The organism is Roseateles chitinivorans, from assembly GCF_002761755.1.
Lineage (GTDB): Bacteria > Pseudomonadota > Gammaproteobacteria > Burkholderiales > Burkholderiaceae_C > Roseateles > Roseateles chitinivorans.
Genome location: NZ_PEOG01000076.1, coordinates 19,687 through 27,439 on the forward strand (window position 1 = coordinate 19,687; position 7,753 = coordinate 27,439).

7 protein-coding genes are annotated in these 7,753 nt (G+C 73.1%); 4 read left to right on the forward strand and 3 right to left on the reverse strand.

Annotated features, from left to right (window positions below; all coding sequences use genetic code 11):
• Nucleotides 1–7: 7 nt before the first annotated feature.
• The 4 genes from CS062_RS21245 to CS062_RS21260 are packed head-to-tail and all read left to right on the forward strand — an operon-like array spanning nt 8 to nt 5,456.
• Nucleotides 8–1,372 (forward strand): glycosyltransferase, encoded by a 1,365-nt coding sequence (locus tag CS062_RS21245; RefSeq protein WP_233218195.1) that lies wholly within the window; start codon nt 8–10, stop codon nt 1,370–1,372.
• On the forward strand, nt 1,369–2,655 hold the full coding sequence (locus tag CS062_RS21250) for a GNAT family N-acetyltransferase (RefSeq protein WP_099863553.1): 1,287 nt from the start codon (nt 1,369–1,371) through the stop codon (nt 2,653–2,655). The genes CS062_RS21245 and CS062_RS21250 overlap by 4 nt, the downstream gene beginning before the upstream one ends.
• 10 nt (nt 2,656–2,665) lie before the next feature.
• Nucleotides 2,666–4,120: an oligosaccharide flippase family protein gene (locus CS062_RS21255; RefSeq protein WP_099863554.1), complete on the forward strand. Its 1,455-nt coding sequence runs from the start codon at nt 2,666–2,668 to the stop codon at nt 4,118–4,120.
• Complete coding sequence (locus tag CS062_RS21260; protein ID WP_099863555.1) at nt 4,113–5,456, forward strand: 3-deoxy-D-manno-octulosonic acid transferase; 1,344 nt, start codon at nt 4,113–4,115, stop codon at nt 5,454–5,456. Before CS062_RS21255 ends, CS062_RS21260 begins: the two co-directional genes overlap by 8 nt.
• An 81-nt stretch (nt 5,457–5,537) precedes the next feature.
• Here the strand turns inward: CS062_RS21260 and CS062_RS21265 are convergent, their stop codons facing one another.
• From CS062_RS21265 to CS062_RS27055, 3 genes are all read right to left on the reverse strand, one after another.
• On the reverse strand, nt 5,538–6,740 hold the full coding sequence (locus CS062_RS21265; RefSeq protein WP_199174313.1) for a glycoside hydrolase family 99-like domain-containing protein: 1,203 nt from the start codon (nt 6,738–6,740) through the stop codon (nt 5,538–5,540).
• 5 nt (nt 6,741–6,745) lie between these two features.
• Nucleotides 6,746–7,597 carry a glycosyltransferase family protein gene (locus CS062_RS21270; RefSeq protein WP_099863556.1) on the reverse strand — a complete coding sequence of 284 codons (852 nt, stop codon included), beginning with the start codon at nt 7,595–7,597 and terminating at the stop codon, nt 6,746–6,748.
• A partial coding sequence (locus CS062_RS27055; RefSeq protein WP_233218196.1) for a hypothetical protein occupies nt 7,567–7,753 on the reverse strand: 187 nt, incomplete at its 5' end. The genes CS062_RS27055 and CS062_RS21270, both read right to left, overlap by 31 nt.

The window sequence follows — 7,753 nt, forward strand, 5'->3', positions numbered from 1 at the left end:
CCCGGTCATGCGGCGCGTGCTCATGGTGACCTTCCAGTTCCCGCCGATGGCGGGCAGCAGCGGCGTGCAGCGGGCCTTGCGCTTCGCGCAGCAGCTGCCGGCGCTGGGCTGGTCGCCGAGCGTGCTGACCGCGCATCCGCGGGTGCATCCGCACACCGGCGACGACCTGCTCGACGAGGTCCCGCCGGACCTGCCGGTGCGGCGCGCCTTCGCGCTGGACGCCGCGCGGCACCTGTCGATCGGCGGCCGCTACCCGGGCTTCCTGGCGCGGCCGGACCGCTGGCACAGCTGGCTGCTCGGCGCCGTGCCGGCCGGCCTGCGGCTGATCCGCCAGACACGCCCCGACGTGATCTGGAGCACCTATCCGATCCCGACCGCCCACCTGGTCGGCTACTGGCTGTCGCGCCTGAGCGGCCTGCCCTGGGTCGCCGACTTCCGCGACCCGATGGCCCACGACGGCTATCCGGCCGATCCGGTGCTGTGGCGCAGCTTCGCGGCGGTCGAGCGCAAGGTCTTCGCGCGCGCGGCGCGCTGCACCTTCACGACGCCCGGCGCGGCGCGGCTCTACGCCCAGCGCTATCCCGCCGCCGCCGACCGCCTGCGCGTGATCGAGAACGGCTACAGCGAGGCCGCCTTCCAGCAGGCCGAGCGGGTCGTGCGGAGCGAGGTCGAGAACGCCGGGGCGGCAGCGTCGTCCGCGTCGTCGTCGTCGGCGTCGATGTCGACAGCAACGGCTGCCACGGCGGCGATGTCCCGGACGACCGCGACAGTCGCGGGCCCGCGCGTGCTGCTGCACAGCGGCGTCGTCTATCCCGACTGGCGCAGCCCGGCGCGGCTGTTCGAGGCGCTGGCCGCCGCCAAGGCCGCGGGCCGTGTCGACGCGAGAAGGCTGCGGCTGCGGCTGCGCGCGACCGCGCATGACGACTTCGTCCTCGCGCTGGCCCGGCGGCTGGATGTGGCCGACCTGGTCGAAGTCGCACCGCCGCTGCCCTATGCCGACGCGCTGGCAGAGATGCTGCGCGCCGACGCGCTGCTGCTGCTGCAGTCGAAGGACTGCAACGACCAGATTCCCGCCAAGGCCTACGAGTACCTGCGCGCGCGCCGACCGGTGCTGACGCTGGCCGACCCGGCCGGCGACACCGCGCAGCTGATGCGCCGCGCCGGCCTGCCGCAGATCGCGGCGCTGGAGGACGGGCCCGGCGTCGCGGCCGCGCTCGACCGCTTCCTGGACGACCTGTTCCACGGCCGCGCCGCGTTGCCCGCGGCGCATGCCATCGCCGCCGCCTCGCGCGAGTCGCGCACCGGCGAGCTCGCCAGCGTGCTCGACGAGGCCTGCGCCCCCCAGATGCCCACCGCCGAGGCCCGCCCATGACGCCGACGACCCCCAACACGCCGACCACGTCGACCACGCCGGCCGCGCCGACGACCTCGCCCCGTGCGGCGAGCGCCACCAGTGCCACGCGCGTGTCGAGCGCCACGCACGAGACGAGCGCGACAAGCCCGAAGCGCGCCCCGCCGCCGCCCCTGCCCGCCGACGCGCGCTGGACCCTGGTCCCGCTGCCGGACGCGACCGCCTTCGCGCCTCACACCGTCGCCTGGGACGCGCTGCAGGCACGCGTGGCCGGCCTGCCCTTCCTCGAGAGCGCCTTCCTCGCGCCGCTGCTGCGCTCCTTCGGCACCGGCCGCGAGCGCCTCGCCCTGCTGGGCGACCCGCAGGCGCCGCACGCGGCGGCCATCGTGGCGCCGTCCGGCGCGGGGCAATGGTCGACCTTCCAACCCTCCCAGCTGCCGCTGGGCGCGTGGCTGAGCGAGGCCGGCGAGCCGCTGGCGCCGCTGGCCGACGGGCTGCTGCGCGCGCTGCCGATGTCCGCGCTGGCGCTGGGCCTGACGCAGCTGGACAGCCTCTTCCATCCGCGCGCCGCCGATGGCGCGCGCTGGCGCGGGCAGGACTACATCGACACGGCCTGGGTGGACCTGGCCGGGGACTTCGAGACCTATTGGGAAGCCCGCGGCAAGAACCTGCGCCAGAACCTGCGCAAGCAGCAGAAGAAGCTGGACACGGCCGGCACGGTCACCCGGCTCGAATGCCTGACACGGCCCGAGGAGGTGGCGCCGGCGCTGGTGCGCTACGGCCAGCTCGAGGCCAGCGGCTGGAAGGGCTCCGAGGGCACCGCGATCGCCCCGGGCCATCCGCAGTACGAGTTCTACCGCGCGATGCTGGAGGCCTTCGCGCGCGAGGGCCGCGCCCGCCTGTACCAGTACTGGTTCGACGACGCCGTCGTCGCGATGGACCTGTGCATCGAGTCGGGCGCGAAGATCGTGATCCTCAAGACCGCCTACGACGAGGCGCACAAGGCGGTGTCGCCGTCGACGCTGATGCGCCAACTGCAGTTCCAGCAGCTGTTCGAGGCCGCCGCCGCGGGCGGCCCGATCCGCCGCATCGAGTTCTACGGCAAGGTCATGGAGTGGCACACGCGCTGGACCGCCGAGGCCCGCCCCATCCACCACGCCACGCTGTACCGCTGGCGCTGGGTGCCGATGCTCAAGCAATGGCTGCGCCGCGGCGCTTCGTCGACGACCCCGCCAGCGGACGACAGCCCCGCCGCCGTCACCGCCGACGCGCCCGCCCCGGCAAGCGCCGGCTCTGCGCCATGAAGGGCGGCGCATGAGCAAGTCGCCGACGGTGCGCGGCGCGTTGGCATGGTCCTTCGCCGAGCGCTACCTGAGCCTGCTGATCACCGTGCCGACCACGATGATCCTGGCGCGGCTGCTGACGCCGACCCAGGTCGGCGTCTATTCGCTGTGCGCGGTGGTCACCAACCTGGCGTCGATCCTGCGGGACTTCGGCGTCAGCGAGTACCTGATCCAGGAGCGCGAACTCGATCGCGACAAGTTGCGCAGCGCCTTCACCATCACCCTGCTGATGGCCTGGGGCATCGCACTGGCCATCCTGGGCGGCCGCTTCCTGCTGGCCGACTGGTACCACGAGCCGCTGCTGGCCGACCTGCTGCTGGTGCTGAGCCTGAACTTCGTGATGCTGCCGCTGGCCTCGCCGTCCTTCGCGCTGCTCAACCGCGAGATGGCCTTCCACCAGGTCTTCGTCGTCCAGGTCAGCGCCAATGCCGCCAACGCCGCCACCAGCATCGCGCTGGCCTGGAGCGGCCATGGCGCGATGAGCCTGGCCTGGGGACCGGTGGCCGGGATCGCGGTGCAGGTGGCCATCCTGGTCTGGCTGCGACCGCGCGACGCGCTGCTGCTGCCGCGACTGCGCGGCGCCGGCCGCCAGCTGCGCTTCGGCGCGATGTTCACCGGGTCGCGGCTGGTCGAGTCCGGCTCGCGCAACGGCCATGAACTGATCATCGGCAAGGTCTTCGGCTTCACCGCGCTGGGCCTGTTCAGCCGCGCGACCGGGCTGATCGACCTGCTGGCGCAGACGGTCAGTTCCGCGATCCTGCGCGTGGCCACGCCCGCCCTGGCCGCGGACCACCGCGCCGGCCACAGCCTGGTGTCCCCCTATGCCAAGGGCACCGCGATCTTCACCGGTGTCGCCTGGCCCTTCATGGGCGGCGTGGCGCTGATGTCGGGCGACATCATCGCGCTGCTGTTCGGGCCGCAATGGCACGAGGCCGCGCCGCTGGCCACGCTGCTCGCGCTGGCCGGCCTGCCCTACGCGCTGACGATGCTGGCGCCCAATGCGCTCGCGGCCACCGGCCAGATCCGCCGCCGGCTGTCGGTGGCGCTCTGGTATGGGCCGACGCACCTGGCCTGCGTGGGCCTGGCCGCCTTCTGGAACCTGCATGCGGTGGCCGCCGTCTTCCTGATCGGCAACCTGGTGCAGGTTGCGATGTACACCCGCCACCTGACCGAGGTGCTGCAGGCCCGTCCGCGTGAGCTGTTCGGCCCGAGCTGGGTCAGCGCGCAGCTCGCGCTGGGCTGCTGCGCCGGGCTGGGCCTGGCGCAGCTGGCCAGCCACGAGCTCGGCCTGCCGCTGATCCCGCGCCTGGTCCTGTGCATCGTGGCGGGCGCGCTCGCCTGGCTGGGCTGCGCCGCGCTGCTGCGGCACCCGGCGATGACCGAGGTGCGACGCGCCCTGACCCATTTGCGGAGCCGCCATGCCTGAGCTGACCCCGTCCCTTCCCGCGTCGGCGGTGCCGGCCCCGAGCCGGCCCGGCGAGGCGCTGCGCTGGGCGCTGTTTCGCGCCCTGGAGCGCCTGAGCGACCTGCGCGGCAACAACACGCTGGGCGCGTTCTCGCTGGCACCGGCCGACGCACGCGGCCCCGCCCTGTGGTTCTACGTGACCACGATCGGCGAGCTCAACGCGGTGGCGCCGATGATCGAATGGCTGACCGCGCAGCGCCCCGACCTGCGCCCGGTGCTGATCACCGAGCACGCGCATTACCGCGAGGCCTACCTGGCGCGCCTGCCGCAGGCGGTGGTCTGCATCAGCCGCGGCCACAGCAGCGACGCGCGCCGGCTCGCGCGCATGCTGCCGCCGGCGATGCTGGCGCTGGCGGAGATCCCCTGCCTGCCGTCGGAAGCGCCCTGCCGCTTCTCCTACGCCTTCCTGCGGGAGGCGCGCCGCTGCGGCGCCGCCACGCTGATGCTCAATGGCTGGCTCTATCACTACGACCCGCCGGCGCGGCTGGACCAGCTCGAGCGTCGCCTGCTGGAGCGGGACTTCCTCGGCGCCTTCGATGTGCTGTGCGTGCAGGACGCCGAGACCGCGCGCGCGCTCGAGGCGCGCGGCGCGCCGCGCGATCGGCTGCAGGTCACCGGCAACATGAAGTTCGATGCGATGCGGCGGGCCGACTGGCGCGTCGAGCAGGCCACGCGCAGCCCGCGCCTGCTGGGCGACCTGCTCGCCACCGACCGTCCGGTGATCGTGGGCGGCTGCGTCACCGAGCTGGCCGAGCAGCACCAGGTGCTCGGCGCCTTCGAGCGGCTGCGCCGCACGCACCCGCGGGCGCTGCTGATCCTCGCGCCTCGTCATCCGGAGAACCTCGAGCGCATGACCGCGCTGCTGGCGCAACTCGGCGAGGCTGGCCTGGTGGTGGCGCGGCGCTCGCAGCTGGCGGACGGCGCGCTCGCGCCGCAGGTGCAATGCCTGGTGCTGGACACCGTCGGCGAGTTGCGGGACTTCTATGCCGCGGCGAGCGTCGCGCATGTCGGCGTCGACCACAACGTGCTGGAACCGCTGGGGCTCAACAAGCCGCTGACGATCCGCGGCGGCTGGGACACGACCTATCCGTCCTATCCCGTCTACCGGCTGCTGCGCGACCGCGGCGTGCTGCACGAGTGCGATGACGAGGCCACCATGTGCGACTACTGGCTGGCCGCGATCGACCATGCACCGCGCATCGCCGAGGACCTGCGGCGCACCGAGGAGGCGCTCGCGTCGATGCGGGGCTCGGTGGCACGGCATCAGGCGGCGTGCGCGGCCTGGATCCGGCGCTGAACCGTCCGGTCCGATCGGCATGGGGCAGGCGTTCCTCCGCGCTCGCCGGTCCAGCGGCCGGGCAGCGGAACTGGGCGCGGCTCAGCGGCCCTGGCGCAGCGCGTCCCGGGTCGCTTCCAGATAGGCGTGGCCGTTCCTGGTGTCGGGCTCGAGGTGGTTGCCCTCGGCCCATTCGTTCCAGGCGTTGATGAACACCACCTGGCGTTTCGGCGGCTGGTGCTGGCGCGTCCAGGCGAGCGCGGCCTCGAGCCAGCGGCGATAGCGGGCCGGCGTGTTGTTCATCAGGATCGTCGCGCCGGACGCGCGCCGCGCGCTGTTGTCGAAGCCGGGGCTGACGCAGCGCAGGAAGGGATACCGCGGTGCCGGCTTGGCCAGCACGCCGTCGACCATGCGCTCGTAGTCGAAGAAGTTGTGCTCGCCATAGGCCTTGGGCAGCAGGCCCAGGGTCATCAGCAGCCGCGACTTCCAGCCGGTGAAGTGCCGCCCGCCCAGGCGCCGCCAGTCGGGCGCGAACTCGATCGACAGGTCCAGGCCCACCTCGCGCGGATCGGCGCCGGAGCCGGTGCCGCTCCATTCGAACTGGGCCAGCGTCAGCTCGCCGACGCCTTCCTCGCGCGCGATGCGGCGCCAGGTGTCGAGCGTGCGCCGCGGATCGGGCAGGTGGTCGACCTTGTAGACGATGAACAGCGGCTTGCCGTCGATGCGGATGTAGCGCGGATCGCGGAAATGCGGCAGCAGGGTGCGGATGTGCGCCTCGTCGTCCTCGTCGGAGTAGCGCTGCTCCATCAGCATCTCGCGCTCGCTGCCGTTCCAGGCGCGGCTCCAGTTCTCGTTGGCCCAGGCCAGGCAGTAGGGGAAGTCCGGTTCGCCGCTGGCGCGGATCTCCTCGACCGGCCGCTCCAGCAGCCGGTGGCCGTTGAACCAGTAGTGGTAGTAGCAGAAGCCGCCGATGCCGTACTGCCGCGCCAGCGCCGCCTGCGCCGCCCGCGCCTCGGGCAGGCGCAGGTCGTAGAAGCCGAGTTCCCCCGGCAGATGCGGCTGGTGATGGCCCTTGTAGAGGGGCCTCGCCTTGGCGACGTTGCGCCACTCGGTGAAGCCCTTGCCCCACCAGGCATCGTTCTCCGGGATCGGATGAAACTGCGGCAGCACGATGGCGATCGCCAGCGGCTCGTCGGGCGAGGACGCCGGCATCGATCCGGCGTCCACCGGGGAACCGGCGCCAACGGCGACCGGCGCTGCATCGGCGACGGGCGCCTGCGGCATGGCGAGGGCTTCAGGGGTCATGCGGCTCATCGGGCAGCGGGAGCTTGCAGCGCCTCGCGCCATTGGGCGGCGATGGCGCGCGTGGAGTAGTCGCGCTCGATGGCGGGCATCGCGGCGCGGGCTCGGGTGGCCAGCGGGGCCGGGTCGACGATGTGCTCGGCCAGGCGGTCCCACTCGTCCAGCGCGCAGAACGCGCGCCAGGGCTGGTAGTCGGGCAAGGGATCGGCCATCACCGGCACGCCCTGGGCGAGCGCCAGCAGCATGCGGTTGTTGCTCTTGGCCATCGTGAAGGCGGTCATGCGGGCCGGCAGCAGCACCAGGTCCTGCTCGCCCAGCAGCGACAGGAAGTGCAGCCGGTCCCACGGGCGGTAGCGGTGCGGGAAGGCCGCGCGGCCCAGCAGCTCGCGGTAGCGCTGCTCGGAGTTGCTGACGACCGTCAGTCGCAGCGGCTGCCGGCGCGACGCGGCTTCCAGCATCGGCAGCAGGCGCTCGAGCTCGGCCATGCCGCCGGTCGCATAGGCGCTGCCGTGATTGCCGAACCACATCAGCTGGCGGGCCTGACGGCGCTGCGCCCGGTGTTCACGCAGCTCGCGCCAGGCGCGCCAGTGACCGCCCCAGCGGCCCGGATGCAGGCGATGCGGCAGCGATTCGAAGTCGCGCGCCGCCGCCGGTGTCTCGACCGGATCGCCGACGACCCGCACCGGCGCGGCGGCCCGCAGCTCGGGGGGGAGCTCGGCCTCCAGCAGCGGCTTGAGCCCCGGCGACGAGACGGTGAACAGCGCGAACAGCGGCAGTGCCTCGCGATAGGCGGCCAGCAGGTCGGCGCGGGCCGGGTCGCCGGACTCGTTCAGGAAATAGTTGTCGAAGCTGTCCAGCACCAGTCGCGCGCCGCGGGCCCGCGCCTGCGCCAGCCGGGCCGCCTCTTCGGTCGCACGGCGATGCGCAGGACGAGCACGCGACTGCGGTCCTGGCCAGTGCCCAGCTGCTGTTCATCACCGGCGGCGACCAGATGCGTCTGATGCGTGTCCTCGACG